Raw genomic sequence first — 15,091 nt, forward strand, 5'->3', positions numbered from 1 at the left:
CTCGGCTAGACCTTCAGTTCGAATGCATCGCCGTCGTGATACGCCGGGAACTTGTTGCGGAACGCGGCCAAATCCCGGGCACGCAACGTGGCTCGGAACACGCCGTCAGCCGCACCCGCTTCCAGCAACGGATCCCCCAGATAATCCAGGACCTGGCTATCGCCACTGTAGGGATAACCCTTGCCGTCTTCGCCGATTCGATTCACCGCTGCGACATAACAGAGGTTCTCGATCGCGCGTGCGGGCAGCAGACGGTTCCAGGCATCACGCCGAGCAGCCGGCCAGTTGGCGGTGTAGAGCAGCAGGTCGGTGTCGTGCGGATCGCGACTCCATACCGGGAAGCGCAAGTCGTAGCAGATTAAAGGCCGCACATGCCAGCCGTTGAGCTCGAACAAAGCCTGCTGCTCGCCTGCCGTGTAGTGCTTGTGCTCACCCGCCATGCGGAACAGATGACGTTTGTCGTAGTGCGAAATCTCGCCGCTGGGCCGCGCCCAAAGCAGGCGGTTGCGATGACTGCCGTCTGCGGCCTCGATGATCACACTGCCGGTGATCACCGCGTCCATACGCGCCGCCTGCTCACGCAACCAGGCATAGGTCGGCCCTTCCTCGGGCTCGGCCAGCTCCGATGAGTTCATCGAGAAGGCTGTGGTGAACATTTCCGGCAAAACGATCAGGTCGGCCCCACGCGCCTGCTCGAGCAGATCGACGAATCGCTCACGGTTGGCAGCTGCTTCCTGCCAGACGAGGTGGGTCTGGATCAGGGCCAGCTCGAGGTCAGGCAACTCGTTCAGATCGCGCATAGCCGTTCCGCTGCCCGGCGCAGCGTCTCCTCTCGTTTGGCGAAGCAGAAGCGAACCAGTCGCGACTCTGCAGGAGGCTTTTGGTAAAAGACCGAAATCGGGATGCTGGCCACGCCGTGCTCACGAGTCAGCCATTCGGACATGGCGACATCGTCGAGATCGGGGCGAATCGCCGAGTAGTCGGCCAACTGGAAATAGGTGCCCGCCGCGCGGCGGAAGCTGAAACGCGAGCCGGCCAGCAGATCGCAAAACAGGTCCCGCTTGGCCTGATAGAACCCTGGCAATTCGCTCAGATGTTCCGGATGCTCGGCCATGAAATCGGCCAATGCCCACTGCAAGGGCGTGACGCCCGCAAAGCTGACGTACTGATGGACCTTGCGCAGCTCATTGCTGATTGCGGCTGGGGCAACGACATAGCCGGTCTTCCAGCCGGTGACATGGTAGGTCTTGCCGAAGGAACTGATGACGAAGGCGCGCCGATACAGCTCCTCGTGACGCAACACGCTGGCATGCTCGCGACCATCGAACACCAGATGCTCGTAGACTTCATCGCTGAGCAGATAGATATCCCGGTCGCGAATCAGCTCGGCCAGACGGTCCAGATCCGCCGCCTCGATCAAGGTCCCACTGGGATTGTGCGGCGTGTTCAGCACGATCATGCGCGTGCGCGGTGTAAGCGCATCGGCGAGTTTCTGCCAGTCGATGCTGAAATCCGGCAGGCTCAGCGCCTGGTGGATGCAGACCCCACCGGCAAGTTCCACCGCCGGCTCGTAGCTGTCATAGCAGGGATCGAAAACGATCACCTCATCGCCTGGGCGAATGACCGCGTGGATCGCACAGAAAATGGCCTGGGTGGCACCGGGGGTAATGGTGACCTCGGTATCGGCGCTGACCTGACGGCCGTAGAGCGATGCCACCTTGATCGCAACCTGCTCGCGCAGCGCCGGCAGGCCGGTCATGGGCGCGTACTGGTTGTGCCCGGCCATGACATGACGGGCGACGGCTTCACGCAGAGCGTCAGGCCCGTCGAAGTCCGGAAAGCCCTGAGACAGGTTCAGTGCGCCGGTCTGAGCCGCCAGCTGCGACATGGTGGTGAAAATGGTGGTGCCTACGTTAGGCAGTTTGCTGGTGATCATGAATTCGCTCGGAGCTGAAAGCTGGAAACAACGAGCCGGAACCAAGACACTTTCAGCTCATGGCTTCCAACTTGAGGCTATCGTTTGTCGCGGCGCTTCTTCTCGGCCTTCTTGTGGTGCGACATGAGGCGGCGCTTCTTGTTTACCTGGCGGTCGGTGAGGGTGTTTTTCTTGCCCTCGTAGGGGTTTTCGCCGCCCTTGTACTCGATGCGGATAGGCGTACCGACCAGCTTCAGCACACGCCGGTAGGTGTTCTCCAGGTAACGGGTATAAGACTTGGGAATCGAGTCGACCTGGTTGCCGTGAATCACGATCAATGGCGGGTTGGCGCCTCCCAGGTGCGCGTAGCGCAGCTTGATCCGGCGACTGGCGACCATCGGCGGCGCATGTTCGCGCACGGCGTCCTCGAGAATCTGCGTCAGGCGGCTGGTGGGCCAGCGGGTAACGGCCGAGGTGAACGAGGCCTGCACCGACTTGTACAGGCTGCCCACACCGGTGCCGTGCTTGGCGGAAATGAAGTGGATATCGGCGAACTCGACGAAGAACAGCCGGCGCTCCAGCTCGGTCTTGACGTAGTCACGCTCGCTCGGCTCCATGCCGTCCCACTTGTTCAACGCAATCACCAGCGCCCGACCGCTCTCGAGGACGAAACCGAGCAGGTTGAGGTCGTGTTCGACCACACCTTCACGCGCATCCATGACGAAGATCACCACGTTGGAGTCCTGGATGGCCTGCAACGTCTTGACCACGGAGAACTTTTCCACCGCCTCGAAGATTTTGCCGCGACGACGGACGCCGGCGGTGTCGATCAGGGTGTATTTCTCATCGTCGCGTTCGAACGGGATGTAGATGCTGTCGCGCGTGGTGCCGGCCTGATCATAGACAATGACCCGCTCCTCACCGAGCATCCGGTTGACCAGTGTCGACTTGCCGACGTTGGGGCGGCCAATGATGGCGATCTTGATGCCATCCTTTTCGCTCGGACCGGGGATGCGCTTGAGCTCCTGCCCCTCCGCAACGACCTCGCCCTCCTCCGCCTCGCCTTCTGCTTCGGTTGTCTCGGCGTTGTCCTTGGGAAAGACACCGAGCGCCTGCTCCAGCATATGGCTGATACCGCGACCATGGGCGGCAGCGATCGGCAGGGCATCGCCAAGCCCGAGCGGGCTGAACTCCGCTCGGGCAATGTCCGGATCGATGCTGTCGACCTTGTTCGCCACCAGGAAGTGGCGCTTGTTCATCTTGCGCAGGTGTTCAGCGATCATCTGATCGCCAGGGGTCATGCCGGCACGCGCATCGACCATGAACATCACCGCATCGGCTTCCTGCATCGCTTGCAGCGACTGCTCCGCCATCTTGGCGTCGATGCCTTCTTCGTCTCCGGTCAGACCACCGGTATCAATGACGATGTAAGTGCGGCCCTGCCATTTGGCCTCGCCGTACTGGCGGTCACGGGTCAGACCGGCGTACTCCGCAACAATGGCGTCGCGACTCTTGGTCAGACGGTTAAAGAGCGTGGACTTACCCACGTTCGGGCGGCCCACCAGGGCAATTACGGGAACCATTCGGCTCTCCACTGCGATATTTCAGAAAACACGAAGGCCGCTGCAAGGCAGCGGCCGAATATTAGTGCCCCGCCCAGGCGGAACAGCAGACAGATGAAATGAAGCCGTCAGTCCGCCTGGCGAATGGTCAACGCGACAAGCTTGCCGTCGTTGCCGTAAGCATAAAGCCAGTCACCCTCGACGACCGGGCGGGCACGTACGCCGTCGCTGTCGATACGGGTCCGGGCAACGAAACGGCCGTCGACCTGACTCAGAAAGTGTAGATAGCCCTCCTTGTCACCGACCACCACGTAACTGGAAAACACCGCCGGAGCAGAAAGCTGGCGGCGCAGCAGCGAGTCGTTGTTCCACAGCACTGAAGTGGACCGCTCGTCGATGCCCATGACAGTGCCATCGGCCTGACTCACATAAACACTTCCGTAGCCCAACGCAACACCGGCCGCCGTAGAGGCATCACGCTGCCAGAGGATCCGACCGCTTTCCATATCCAGCGCCGCAGCACGACCTTGGAAGGAGGCGACATACAAGGTGCCGCCGGAGAGCAGCAGCCCGCCATCGATATCGACGACGCGCTCGAGTTCGGAACGGCCTTGCGGAACGGCAACGCGCTGCTCCCAGATAGGCAGACCACGGCTGGTGTCCAGCGCCACGACCTTACCGCTGGAAAGTCCGGCGATCGCCAGCTGATTGGTCAGCAGAGGTGCGCCAGTACCCCGCAGAGTAAGCACTGCCGGGGAGCTTTCATAGCTCCAACGCTGCTTGCCGGTGTCGATTTCCAACGCGATCACGCGGTCGTCCTGGGTTTGAACCACCACCACGTCGCCATTCACTGCGGGCGCGGCAAGGACCTCGCTGCTAACCTGGCTGCGCCAGCGCTCTTCTCCGGAGGAGACATCCAGCGCCAGCACTTCACCACGCAGGGTGCCGACCAGCACCAAACCATAGCCTGCCCCAACAGCGCCGGAGATCGGTACGTCGAGATCGTTTTTCCAGTTGACCTTGCCGGTCGTGCGATCCATCGCAACCACCAGGCCTTCAACATCAGCGGCGAATATTTCGTTGCCGTAAACGACAGGTGCCAGGAGGTTATAGGTCTCGCCCTGGCCGTCGCCAATCGAGCGACTCCACTCCTTGTTCAGCTGTATCTCGGCGTCGAACTTGACCAGTTCGGCGGGTTCGGGTTCTTTCTTGTCGTTGCTGCTGCAACCAGCAGCCAGGACGGCCAGGGTCAGCAGTGCGGCAGTTTTCCAACGCATCAATTCACGCCTCTCCACGAGCCAGATCGTCCAGTTTCAGTTGCAGGCCACCGATCGCGGCATCCTGCGAAAGCAGTTCTTTTGCCTTGGAATAGGCGCCATGAGCCTCATCAGGACGGCCCAACTTGACCAGGAGATCACCACGCAACTCTTCACGACTGGCGCCGAACGCTTCGACTGCCTCGCCTTTGAGTAGTGCGAGCCCCTCTTCGGCCTTGTCCTGCGCCGCCAGAACGCGCGCGAGGCGCTGGCGTGCTAGCTCTTCGAGCGTCTTGTCGGCAGGTTTGTCCAGCACACGCTGCAGCTCTGCCGCAGCCTCGTCGAGACGACCGGTCTCCACCGCCACCTTGGCCACGAACAGGCTGCCGTACTGGGCGTAGGGCGAGCCGGAAAATTCCTTCTGCAGCAGATTGCCCAGACGCGAAACTTCCGCCGTATCCACTCCACTCTCTACGAGCGCGGCATTGAGCAGCTGCTGATAGATGGTCGAGGCATTTTGCGCCTGATTGAGCTGGTGCTTCTGCCAGAACTGCCAACCAAACACCAACACCAGAGCGAGTGCGCCCCCGAGCAGCAAAGGCTTGCCGTTACGCTGCCACCACTCCTTGATTTGCGCCAGCTGTTCTTCTTCGGTACCCGAGGTCACACTGTTACTCCTTTCATTCGCTGAATTCAGACCCGTCCGATCACGCCAGACAGGCAGCCAGACGCTCGGGTAGAGCATCCCAGGCAATACTTTGCTGTTCGCTATCGTCGCGCAGCGGCTTGCAACCTACCACGCGCCCGGCCAGTTCGTCGTCACCCAGAATCAACGCGAAACGGGCACCACTCTTATCAGCCTTCTTGAACTGACTCTTGAAACTGCCGCCACCGGCATTGACCAGCAGGCGAAGGCCAGGCAAGGCATCGCGAAGGCGCTCGGCCAACGCTAGGGCGGCCAACTCCGCCGATTCGCCAAATGCACAGATGAATGCGTGTGCCGGCTGGTTGAGCTCTTCTGGAACGAGCTCCAGGGTTTCCAGCAGCAGCACCAGGCGCTCGATACCCATGGCGAAGCCCACACCCGGCGTCGGCTTGCCGCCGAACTGGCTGATCAGACCGTCATAGCGACCGCCCGCGCACACAGTACCTTGCGAACCCAGCTTGTCGGTGACCCACTCGAACACGGTGCGACCGTAGTAGTCCAGCCCGCGCACCAGCTTCGGATTGATTTCATAGGCGATTCCCGCCGCGTCGAGACGGGCCTTGAGGCCTTCGAAATGGGCGCGCGATTCGTCGTCCAGATAGTCATGCAGGGTTGGCGCATCGGCCAGCAGCGCCTGAGTCTGGGCATTCTTGCTGTCCAGGATGCGCAGAGGGTTGCTCGTCAGGCGTCGCTGACTGTCCTCGTCGAGCTGCTCGAAATGCTGTTGCAAATAAGCAACCAGGGCGTCCCGGTAGATAGCGCGTGCTTCGCTGGAACCCAGACTGTTCAGTTGCAGCGTAACCGCATCGGCCAGGCCGAGCTTCTTCCATAACCGGGCCGTCAGCACAATCAACTCAGCATCTACATCCGGTCCTGGCTGGTTGAACACCTCGACTCCAATCTGATGGAACTGACGGTAGCGACCTTTCTGCGGTTTCTCGTAGCGGAACATAGGGCCGGCATACCAGAGCTTTTGCACCTGACCGCCCCCGGTCATGCCGTGCTCGAGCACGGCACGGACGCAACCCGCCGTACCCTCGGGGCGTAGCGTCAGCGATTCCTCGTTACGGTCGAGGAAGGTATACATCTCCTTGTCGACCACGTCGGTGCCCTCGCCGATGCCGCGGGCGAAAAGATCAGTAAATTCAAGGATCGGCAGACGGATCTCGCTGTAGCCATAGCTGTCGAGCAACTGCGCGAAGGTCGTTTCAAGGTAGCGCCAAACCGGCGTCTGTGCCGGCAGAATATCGTTCATGCCACGAATGGCTTGCAGGGACTTGCTCAATTCGGTTCCTTAATCAGCTACGCACGATCAGCGCGGCATCGGTCTCGACCTTCTCGGCGGCCTTGCGGCGAATCAGCTGCTCCAGCTCGTCGACCAGATTCTCGTTGTTCAGCTTCTGCGCCGGCTTGCCGTCGATATAGATGAGGTTGTTGGGCGTGCCGCCAGTCAGGCCGATATGCGCTTCCTTGGCCTCTCCCGGGCCGTTGACGACGCAGCCGATGACCGCAACGTCCATCGGTACCAACAGATCGTCGAGCCGCCCTTCGAGTTCGTTCATGGTCTTGACCACGTCGAAGTTCTGCCGCGAGCAGCTGGGGCAGGCGATGAAGTTGATGCCGCGCGACCGCAGGCGCAGCGATTTGAGGATATCGAAACCGACCTTGATCTCCTCCACCGGATCGGCGGCCAGAGAGATGCGGATAGTGTCGCCGATGCCTTCGGCCAGCAACATACCCAGCCCCACCGAGGATTTCACTGTCCCCGAGCGCAAGCCGCCAGCCTCGGTAATCCCCAGGTGCAAGGGTTGCTCGATTTTGTCCGCCAATAATCGATACGCAGCCACCGCCATGAACACATCGGACGCTTTAACGCTGACCTTGAAGTCGGGGAAGTTCAGCCGGTCGAGATGCTCGACGTGGCGCAGCGCCGACTCAACCAGCGCCTCGGGTGTCGGTTCACCGTACTTTTTCTGCAGATCCTTTTCCAGCGAGCCGGCATTGACGCCGATGCGGATTGGAATACCTCGATCACGCGCTGCTTCGACTACAGCCCGCACGCGATCCTCTCGCCCAATATTGCCCGGGTTGATGCGCAGGCAATCGACACCAAGCTCGGCGACACGCAAAGCGATCTGATAGTCAAAATGAATGTCGGCTACCAGAGGGAGGTCGACGCGTTGCTTGATCTTACCGAACGCCTCGGCCGCCTCCATCGACGGCACCGACACACGAACGATATCGGCTCCGGCATTCTGCAGCCGCTGGATCTGCGCAACAGTTGCGTCGACGTCGCAGGTTTCGGTATTGGTCATGCTTTGTACGGCGATAGGCGCATCGCCACCGACCGGTACGTTTCCTACCCATATCTTTCGGGTATGACGACGTTTGATGGGGGACTCACTATGCATATTACTGTCCGAGCTTGAAGCGCGCAGTTTCGCCACGCGTTTTGCCTGAAAGACTGACGGCTTCGCCGTTGAAGCTGACTTGCACACCGGAAGCGAAGCCCAGATGAACGTCCAATGGGGTTTTGCCGACCAGGGCGCGACTGGTGCCGGCTTTCCCCAAACCGCTGTAGAGCACTTTACCCTCAGCATCGGTTACCCGGGTCCAGCAGTCCGCCGTGTAATCCAGCGTGATGCGGCCTTCTCCAGTTGCGACAGTCTCGGCATCGGTCACCGGTGTCGTTTGGGTATCGGCCTGTGGAGCAATGACCGGTGCTTCGCTCGCGGCTGGCGTTTCGCCCGGTTCCCCGGGCGCATCGGTAGGAGCTTCGGCTTCCGGCTGCTCATCCGGCGGTAAGGTTAGGTCGCCAGAATCCTGCGTTTCTTCACCCGCCGTTGGCGGCGTCGAATCGATCGGTTCGTCGGCGGCAAGCTCAGCGGGCTCGTCGGCGCGATCAAGCAGATGAATCTCGGTAGTACCGTCTGCCGCCTCGACTTCGATTCGCTCCAGCGGCGCGACCGAGCGGCTCGCCTCGTTGCGCGTAGTACGATCCTGCCACCATAGAAAAGCGCCGACGGCAATCGCCAGTGTCAGAATCAATGTAAAAAAGCGCACCATGCTTCGCGAAAGGCGCACGGGCTCGTCGATGTGTCCGAGGCTGTTAACGCTGCTGCCAGTTGCATCCGTACCAGTATGCTGGTCGAACTGCTGCACTAGACGGTTCTGATCCAACTCCAGCAGTTTGGCGTAGGCACGCACGTAACCACGGGCAAAGGTATGACCAGGTAGCTGACTGAAGTCACCGGCCTCGATCTGGCTGAGCGAGCGCTCCGACAGATTGAGCTGTTTAGCCACCGAGGAAAGCGTCCAGTTCTTGTTCTCGCGCGCGGTGCGAAGCGTTTCGCCTGGATTGGGCGAGGTCGACGCAGCGGCTTCAGAATGTGGCGCTATCATCGTTGCTCCGAAAGAAACTGTTGATATTCAGACGTACCCGGATACAGGCGTTTGAGCTGCAGACCAAGGCTTGCCGCCTGATCTCGGTCCTGATGGATTTTCGCCAGACGAATACCCAGAAGGAGACTACGGGCATTCTGCTCGGAAAGACTGCTGAAGCTATCGTAGTAACGCTTTGCCGGGACATACTGCTTGTCCTCGTACGCCATGATTGCCAGCTCAAGCAAAGCACGCGGCTGTCGGCTGTCGAGACGCAAAGCACGGGTGAAATAAGTTTCGGCCTGCTCGCGCTGCCCGAGCTTCAAGGCAGTCATGCCCATGTTCTGAAATACGTGCGAGCGTCCAGAATAGAGATTGTCCTCCGCTGCCTTTGCGAAGCGCTCCATGGCTTCCTGATAGCGCTTCTGCTCGAAGAGAAAACTACCGTAGTTGTTCAAAATGCGCGCATCGTTGCGGCTGGATAACGCCTTGCGGTAGTGCTCGTCAGCCAGCTGGTTTTCCATCTCGTTCTGAAACACCAGAGCGAGCGCCGCGTGCGCATCCGCGCTGTTCGGGTCCAACTCGAGCGCCTTGCGTAGCGGCGTCTTGGCGCGGGACGCCTCGCCTTGCTGCAAATAGCCGATACCCAGCTGAATGTAGGCGTCTCGCGCTTCGTCGCGTCCTTCCGAGGTCCGCATGGGATTGCCCGATCCGGAAGACACACAGCCAGCCATAAGGCCGGCAAGCAGAAACAGCAGCGCAACGCGCAAGGTCATCAGCATCCCCCTCAGGAACGGTTCGTAACAACAGGCGCCGTCACTGGCTCGGATTGCAGCTCGCGCACCGCAATGTAGCGCTCGCTTCGGCGGGTTCGATCCATTACCTGCCCGACCAACTGACCACAGGCGGCATCAATGTCCTCACCCCGCGTGGTACGCACCGTCACATTGTGCCCGGCTTTATGCAGGATGTCCTGAAAACGACGGATCGCATTGTTGCTCGGCCGCTCATATCCGGAATGCGGGAAGGGATTGAATGGGATCAGATTGATCTTGCAAGGAATTTTTGCCAGCAGTGCGATCATTTGCTCCGCATGCTCGGGCTGATCGTTGATGCCCTGCAAAAGCGTGTATTCGATGGTGAGGACGCGTTTTTCACCCAGATTGGAGATGTAGCGCTGACAGGCGGCCAGCAGCATTTCCAATGGATATTTCTTGTTGATTGGTACCAATTGATCACGCAATGCATCGTTCGGTGCGTGCAGCGACAGCGCCAGCGACACATCGATTACCTTGGAGAGCTCCTCGATCATCGGCACTACGCCAGATGTCGAAAGCGTCACCTTGCGTTTGGAAATACCGTAGCCCAGGTCGTCCATCATGATCTGCATGGCGGCCACGACATTGTCGAAGTTCAGAAGCGGCTCACCCATACCCATCATCACCACGTTGGTGATGGCACGATCGACCTTCGCCGGTATGGTGCCGAACGATTTATTGGCAATCCACACCTGACCGATCACCTCGGCGGCGGTGAGGTTGCTGTTGAAGCCTTGTTTGCCGGTCGAGCAGAAACTGCAATCCAAAGCACAACCAGCCTGGGAGGAAACGCAGAGAGTGCCGCGTCCACCCTGGGGAATATAGACGGTTTCCACGCAGCTCCCCGAAGCCACACGGACTACCCATTTACGGGTGCCGTCGGTAGAGATGTCTTCGCTAACGATCTCGGGGCCGCGGATCTCGGCAGAGGCCTTGAGCTTCTCGCGCAGGGCCTTGCCGATGTTGCTCATGGCGTCGAAATCATCGACGCCAAAATGGTGAATCCATTTCATGACCTGGCCGGCACGAAAACGCTTCTCCCCTATTGAATCGAAGAAGCTTTCCAGCTGAGGCTGGGTCAGCCCCAGCAGGTTTACTTTACCGGTCGTAACAGTCATCTGGATTCACCTTCGCCAGATCAGCGAATGCGGGCACACACTTCGGTGGCGGAGAAGAAATAGGCGATTTCGCGGGCAGCAGACGCCTCAGAGTCGGACCCGTGAACGGCGTTTTCATCGATGGAAACGGCGAAATCGGCACGAATGGTGCCCGGAGCGGCTTCTTTCGGATTGGTGGCGCCCATCAGCTCACGGTTCTTGGCAATGGCGTCTTCGCCTTCCAGCACCTGAACGATGACCGGGCCGGACACCATGAAAGCCACCAGATCCTTGAAGAACCCACGCTCGCTGTGCTCGGCATAGAAACCGCCCGCTTCACGCTCGGACAATTGGACCATCTTCGAAGCGACGACGCGCAGACCGGCCTTCTCGAAACGGGAAGTGATCTCGCCGATTACGTTCTTGGCGACGGCATCAGGCTTGATGATGGAGAAAGTGCGTTGCAGGGCCATTTGAAACTCCAGAAAAGGATTGGGTTAAAGCAAACGAGTAAACCCGCGAATTATACGCGGGTCCCGATTGAAATTATAAGAGCGGCTGTGAGCCGCTTAGCGCAGAGTCGCAGGGCAGGACAACCATCACGCCCATGTCGCAATGTCGAAACCGGCCTCTATTCTTCTTCTATCCAGGCGGCCTGGATGGCTTCGAGAACTTTCTCGCCGCCGCGTTGCGGGTCGTCGGCAAAATCAGGCAACTCGACGACCCAGCGATGCAGTTCGACGAAGTTCACGTAACGAGGATCCACATCCGGCTTACGCTCAGCCAGTTCAATGGCAATATCCAGCACATCACCCCATTTAAGCGCCATGCTTCACCTCGTCCTCAATGACCTTCGGAGACCTGGTTGATGGTGTATTTCGGAATCTCGACCACCAGATCTACATCCGCGACGGCTGCCTGACAGGACAACCGAGAGCTGGGCTCGAGGCCCCATGCCTTATCCAGCATGTCATCTTCCAGCTCGTCAGAAGCTTCCAGCGACGCAAAACCCTCACGGATCACCACGTGACAGGTCGTGCAAGCACAGGATTTTTCACAGGCATGCTCGATATCGATACCGTTTCGCAACGCGGCATCGAGCACCGTCTCGCCAGGCTGCGCCTCCACTACAGCCCCTTCAGGGCAGTGGTCGGCATGGGGCAGGAAAACAATCTGCGGCATCTAAGTCATTCCTCGATATCGTTAAGCCGCCGCCCGGCCAATGCAGCCTTGACGGTGGAATCCAGCCTGCGTGCGGCAAAGGCATCGGTAATCTGGCTCAGGCGCTTGACTTGGCGCTCGATCGCCACACCGTCCTGGCTATCGAGCAGCTCCCGCAGAACCTGCATCTGCGACTCGATCGACACACGTTCCTCCTCGCTGAGCAAACGCTCGCCGTCCACCGCCAGAGCGCCCTCGACCGCTTCAATCAACCGTTGCGCATCGACTAGCTGTTCGCGCAGCGCACGGGCCGTTTTGTCTTCGCTGGCCTTGTGAAAGGAGTCTTCCAGCATGCGAGCGATCTCACCGTCAGTCAGCCCGTAGGAAGGCTTCACCTGAATGCTCGACTCAATGCCGGACGCCAGCTCACGGGCAGACACGCTGAGCAATCCGTCGGCGTCAACCTGAAAGGTGACACGAATCTTAGCCGCACCCGCCACCATTGGGGGAATGCCTCGCAGCTCGAAGCGGGCCAGCGATCGACAGTCGGCGATGAGTTCTCGCTCGCCCTGCAATACGTGGATCATCATGGCCGACTGGCCATCCTTGTAGGTGGTGAAATCCTGTGCGCGAGCGACTGGGATGGTGGTGTTGCGAGGGATGATCTTTTCCATCAACCCCCCCATGGTCTCCAGCCCCAGCGACAGCGGTATTACGTCGAGTAGCAGGAGCTCTTCGCCATCCCGGTTGTTGCCCGCCAGGGTCTCGGCCTGGATCGCTGCACCGATGGCAACCACCTGATCAGGGTCAATGTCGGTCAGCGGGTCGCGAGCGAACATTTCGCCGACCCGCTCACGGACGCGTGGCACGCGGGTGGAACCGCCCACCATGACCACCGCATGAACGTCTTCGAGCTCGACAGACGAATCGCGCAATGCGCGCCGACACGACTTGAGGCTACGAGAAATCATTGGGTCGACGAGTTCGTTGAAGGTGGCACGAGTCAGAAGACCCTGCCAACCGGCATAGCGCACCTCTACGGATTCGGCATCGCTGAGCTGCTCTTTGGCGTCACAGGCAACTTTCAATACATCTCGCTGCGCCCCTGGATCGAGATCGTCGGACACACCCGCCTGGGCGAGTATCCAGCCAGCGATGGCATGATCGAAGTCGTCACCACCAAGCGCGGTATCGCCACCGGTAGCCAGCACCTCGAAAACACCCTTGGTCAGGCGCAGGATGGAAATGTCGAAGGTTCCGCCACCTAGGTCATAGATCGCTACGACACCCTCAGCCTCACGGTCCAAACCATAGGCGACTGCAGCGGCGGTAGGCTCGTTGAGCAGACGCAACACGTTGAGATTGGCCAGTCGTGCGGCATCCTTGGTCGCTTGCCGCTGCGCCTCGTCGAAGTATGCAGGCACCGTGATCACCGCGCCGACCAGCTCCCCCCCGAGAACCGCTTCTGCCCGCTCTCGCAGTTCGCGAAGGATTTCAGCCGAAACCTCCACCGGGCTCTTGGCGCCCTGTACCGTCTCGATGAAAGGCATTTGCGATTGCCCTTCGCTGAAGCGATAAGGCAGCTGTCCACCCAATTGCTTCACATCACCGACACCGCGTCCCATCAGGCGCTTGACCGAGAGGATGGTGTTCAACGGATCGCTGGCGGCAGCGCGCTTTGCAGCCCGCCCCACCTCGACGCGATCGGCGCAATAACGTACCGCGGAAGGCAGAATGGCCTCGCCGTCGGCATCGGCCAGCGGCGCCGTGACACCACTGCGCAACGCGGCCACAAGTGAGTTGGTGGTGCCCAGATCGATACCAACCGCCAGACGACGCTGGTGAGGTTGCGGGCTTTGTCCGGGTTCAGCTATCTGAAGTAAGGCCATTTCTGTCTGATATCGGGCGCAGCGTCTGGGGCTACGCGTGGTTAGTCGTCGAGGCGCTCTTCTAACTGGCGCACTTCCTGGGAGAGCTTATCGAGGAACTGCATCCGACGCACAAGCCGCTCCGCCTCGGCGCGCTGTGATTCATCCTGCCATATGCGCGCAAACGAATCGTTGAGGTCGAGCTGAGCAGCCTTGAGGCGAACCTTGAAAGACGCGACACCGGCCATATCCGCTTCGTCATGCAGCTCTTCGAGCTCTTCTCGCCACTGCATCTGCTGCATGAGGAAAGCAGGATCCTGAACGGTAGCCTCCAGCGGCATCTCCCGCCCCTGCAGCGTCAGCAGATAGCGGGCCCGTCGCGACGGGCTTTTCAAGGTCTGATAGGCCTCGTTCAGATTTGCCGAACGCTCGATGGCATGGCGCTGTTCGGTTTCACCAGCATCAGCAAACCGATCAGGATGGACTTTGCGTGCGAGCTCGCGGTAACGAGACGAGAGCATGTCCAGGTCTATATCGAAGGCAGGCTGCAACTCGAACAGCGCGTAATGACAGGGAGTTCCCACAGCGTCCTCAGATATTGAAGCTCTCGCCGCAGCCGCATTCGCCACGCACGTTGGGATTATTGAACTTGAAGCCCTCGTTCAGCCCTTCCCGGACGAAATCGAGCTCCGTTCCGTCAAGGTAAACCAGGCTTTTGGGATCGATGATGACCTTCACGCCGTGGCTGTCGAATACCGAATCTTCTGCGGCCGCTTCGTCAACGAACTCGAGCACATAGGCCAGACCTGAGCAACCGGTTGTACGAACACCCAACCGGACCCCAAGCCCCTTGCCGCGCCCTTCCAGCGAGCGGCGTACGTGATTGGCGGCGGCGGTCGTCATGCTGATAGCCATCGATACCTCCTTACGCCTGTGGTAACCCTTTCTTCTCACGATAATCGCGAACGGCCGCCTTGATGGCGTCTTCGGCCAACACCGAGCAGTGAATCTTCACTGGCGGCAATGCCAACTCTTCAGCCAGCTGGGTGTTCTTGATGGTTTCCGCCTCTTCCAGCGTCTTACCCTTCATCCACTCGGTCGCGAGGGAGCTGGAGGCGATGGCCGAGCCACAACCATAGGTCTTGAACTTGGCATCTTCGATAATGCCTTGTTCGTTGACCTTGATCTGCAAGCGCATTACATCGCCGCAAGCCGGGGCGCCGACCATGCCGGTGCCGATGGTGGGATCCTCAGCGTCGAACTTACCGACGTTGCGGGGATTTTCGTAATGGTCAATGACCTTATCGCTGTATGCCATGGTGCAATC

General features: G+C 59.8%; 17 protein-coding genes. All 17 read right to left on the reverse strand.

What is annotated here, in order from left to right; all coding sequences use genetic code 11:
- Window positions 1–5: 5 nt before the first annotated feature.
- A complete protein-coding gene (locus ACL0K2_RS07010) occupies window positions 6–800 on the reverse strand; it encodes an amidohydrolase (RefSeq protein WP_413044103.1) in 795 nt (264 codons plus the stop codon).
- A complete protein-coding gene (locus ACL0K2_RS07015; protein WP_413044104.1) occupies window positions 788–1,936 on the reverse strand; it encodes a pyridoxal phosphate-dependent aminotransferase in 1,149 nt (382 codons plus the stop codon). Before ACL0K2_RS07015 ends, ACL0K2_RS07010 begins: the two co-directional genes overlap by 13 nt.
- Before the next feature lie 77 nt (window positions 1,937–2,013).
- Window positions 2,014–3,498, reverse strand: coding sequence for a ribosome biogenesis GTPase Der (gene der, locus ACL0K2_RS07020; RefSeq protein ID WP_413044105.1), 1,485 nt, complete (start codon window positions 3,496–3,498; stop codon window positions 2,014–2,016).
- A 107-nt stretch (window positions 3,499–3,605) separates the two neighbouring features.
- Window positions 3,606–4,754: an outer membrane protein assembly factor BamB gene (bamB, locus tag ACL0K2_RS07025; RefSeq protein WP_413044106.1), complete on the reverse strand. Its 1,149-nt coding sequence runs from the start codon at window positions 4,752–4,754 to the stop codon at window positions 3,606–3,608.
- A 4-nt stretch (window positions 4,755–4,758) separates the two neighbouring features.
- A complete protein-coding gene (locus tag ACL0K2_RS07030; protein ID WP_413044107.1) occupies window positions 4,759–5,400 on the reverse strand; it encodes a YfgM family protein in 642 nt (213 codons plus the stop codon).
- Window positions 5,401–5,440: 40 nt separating this feature from the next.
- Window positions 5,441–6,724, reverse strand: coding sequence for a histidine--tRNA ligase (hisS, locus tag ACL0K2_RS07035; protein WP_413044108.1), 1,284 nt, complete (start codon window positions 6,722–6,724; stop codon window positions 5,441–5,443).
- Window positions 6,725–6,737: 13 nt separating this feature from the next.
- Window positions 6,738–7,850: a flavodoxin-dependent (E)-4-hydroxy-3-methylbut-2-enyl-diphosphate synthase gene (gene ispG, locus ACL0K2_RS07040; RefSeq protein WP_413044109.1), complete on the reverse strand. Its 1,113-nt coding sequence runs from the start codon at window positions 7,848–7,850 to the stop codon at window positions 6,738–6,740.
- Between the two features lies 1 nt (window position 7,851).
- The gene (locus ACL0K2_RS07045) at window positions 7,852–8,841 is read right to left on the reverse strand and encodes a RodZ domain-containing protein (RefSeq protein WP_413044110.1); all 990 of its coding nucleotides are present in this window, start codon (window positions 8,839–8,841) and stop codon (window positions 7,852–7,854) included.
- Window positions 8,838–9,596 (reverse strand): type IV pilus biogenesis/stability protein PilW, encoded by a 759-nt coding sequence (gene pilW / locus ACL0K2_RS07050; RefSeq protein ID WP_413044111.1) that lies wholly within the window; start codon window positions 9,594–9,596, stop codon window positions 8,838–8,840. Before pilW ends, ACL0K2_RS07045 begins: the two co-directional genes overlap by 4 nt.
- Before the next feature lie 11 nt (window positions 9,597–9,607).
- Window positions 9,608–10,756, reverse strand: coding sequence for a 23S rRNA (adenine(2503)-C(2))-methyltransferase RlmN (gene rlmN, locus ACL0K2_RS07055; protein WP_413044112.1), 1,149 nt, complete (start codon window positions 10,754–10,756; stop codon window positions 9,608–9,610).
- A 20-nt stretch (window positions 10,757–10,776) separates the two neighbouring features.
- Complete coding sequence (gene ndk, locus ACL0K2_RS07060; protein WP_021209485.1) at window positions 10,777–11,208, reverse strand: nucleoside-diphosphate kinase; 432 nt, start codon at window positions 11,206–11,208, stop codon at window positions 10,777–10,779.
- Window positions 11,209–11,366: 158 nt separating this feature from the next.
- Window positions 11,367–11,564, reverse strand: coding sequence for a Fe-S cluster assembly protein IscX (gene iscX, locus ACL0K2_RS07065; RefSeq protein WP_413044113.1), 198 nt, complete (start codon window positions 11,562–11,564; stop codon window positions 11,367–11,369).
- Window positions 11,565–11,578: 14 nt separating this feature from the next.
- Window positions 11,579–11,917: an ISC system 2Fe-2S type ferredoxin gene (fdx, locus tag ACL0K2_RS07070; protein WP_045163286.1), complete on the reverse strand. Its 339-nt coding sequence runs from the start codon at window positions 11,915–11,917 to the stop codon at window positions 11,579–11,581.
- A 5-nt stretch (window positions 11,918–11,922) separates the two neighbouring features.
- Entirely contained in the window at window positions 11,923–13,785 is a 1,863-nt protein-coding gene (hscA, locus tag ACL0K2_RS07075; protein ID WP_413044114.1) for a Fe-S protein assembly chaperone HscA, read from the reverse strand.
- Window positions 13,786–13,826: 41 nt separating this feature from the next.
- The gene (hscB, locus tag ACL0K2_RS07080) at window positions 13,827–14,348 is read right to left on the reverse strand and encodes a co-chaperone HscB (protein WP_045163148.1); all 522 of its coding nucleotides are present in this window, start codon (window positions 14,346–14,348) and stop codon (window positions 13,827–13,829) included.
- Window positions 14,349–14,355: 7 nt separating this feature from the next.
- Entirely contained in the window at window positions 14,356–14,679 is a 324-nt protein-coding gene (gene iscA, locus ACL0K2_RS07085) for an iron-sulfur cluster assembly protein IscA (protein ID WP_021209490.1), read from the reverse strand.
- Window positions 14,680–14,689: 10 nt separating this feature from the next.
- Window positions 14,690–15,082, reverse strand: coding sequence for a Fe-S cluster assembly scaffold IscU (gene iscU / locus ACL0K2_RS07090; RefSeq protein ID WP_045163149.1), 393 nt, complete (start codon window positions 15,080–15,082; stop codon window positions 14,690–14,692).
- Window positions 15,083–15,091 lie beyond the last annotated feature (9 nt).

It is taken from the genome of Pseudomonas sp. YJ42 (assembly GCF_047225135.1).
GTDB lineage: Bacteria > Pseudomonadota > Gammaproteobacteria > Pseudomonadales > Pseudomonadaceae > Stutzerimonas > Stutzerimonas stutzeri_E.

Coding starts and splice junctions, on each gene's coding strand:
- ACL0K2_RS07010 (WP_413044103.1), bottom strand. CDS start 800: ATGCGCGATCTGAACGAGTTGCCTGACCTCGAGCTGGCCCTGATCCAG.
- ACL0K2_RS07015 (WP_413044104.1), bottom strand. CDS start 1,936: ATGATCACCAGCAAACTGCCTAACGTAGGCACCACCATTTTCACCACC.
- der (WP_413044105.1), bottom strand. CDS start 3,498: ATGGTTCCCGTAATTGCCCTGGTGGGCCGCCCGAACGTGGGTAAGTCC.
- bamB (WP_413044106.1), bottom strand. CDS start 4,754: ATGCGTTGGAAAACTGCCGCACTGCTGACCCTGGCCGTCCTGGCTGCT.
- ispG (WP_413044109.1), bottom strand. CDS start 7,850: ATGCATAGTGAGTCCCCCATCAAACGTCGTCATACCCGAAAGATATGG.
- ACL0K2_RS07045 (WP_413044110.1), bottom strand. CDS start 8,841: ATGATAGCGCCACATTCTGAAGCCGCTGCGTCGACCTCGCCCAATCCA.
- pilW (WP_413044111.1), bottom strand. CDS start 9,596: ATGACCTTGCGCGTTGCGCTGCTGTTTCTGCTTGCCGGCCTTATGGCT.
- rlmN (WP_413044112.1), bottom strand. CDS start 10,756: ATGACTGTTACGACCGGTAAAGTAAACCTGCTGGGGCTGACCCAGCCT.
- ndk (WP_021209485.1), bottom strand. CDS start 11,208: ATGGCCCTGCAACGCACTTTCTCCATCATCAAGCCTGATGCCGTCGCC.
- iscX (WP_413044113.1), bottom strand. CDS start 11,564: ATGGCGCTTAAATGGGGTGATGTGCTGGATATTGCCATTGAACTGGCT.
- fdx (WP_045163286.1), bottom strand. CDS start 11,917: ATGCCGCAGATTGTTTTCCTGCCCCATGCCGACCACTGCCCTGAAGGG.
- hscA (WP_413044114.1), bottom strand. CDS start 13,785: ATGGCCTTACTTCAGATAGCTGAACCCGGACAAAGCCCGCAACCTCAC.
- iscA (WP_021209490.1), bottom strand. CDS start 14,679: ATGGCTATCAGCATGACGACCGCCGCCGCCAATCACGTACGCCGCTCG.
- iscU (WP_045163149.1), bottom strand. CDS start 15,082: ATGGCATACAGCGATAAGGTCATTGACCATTACGAAAATCCCCGCAAC.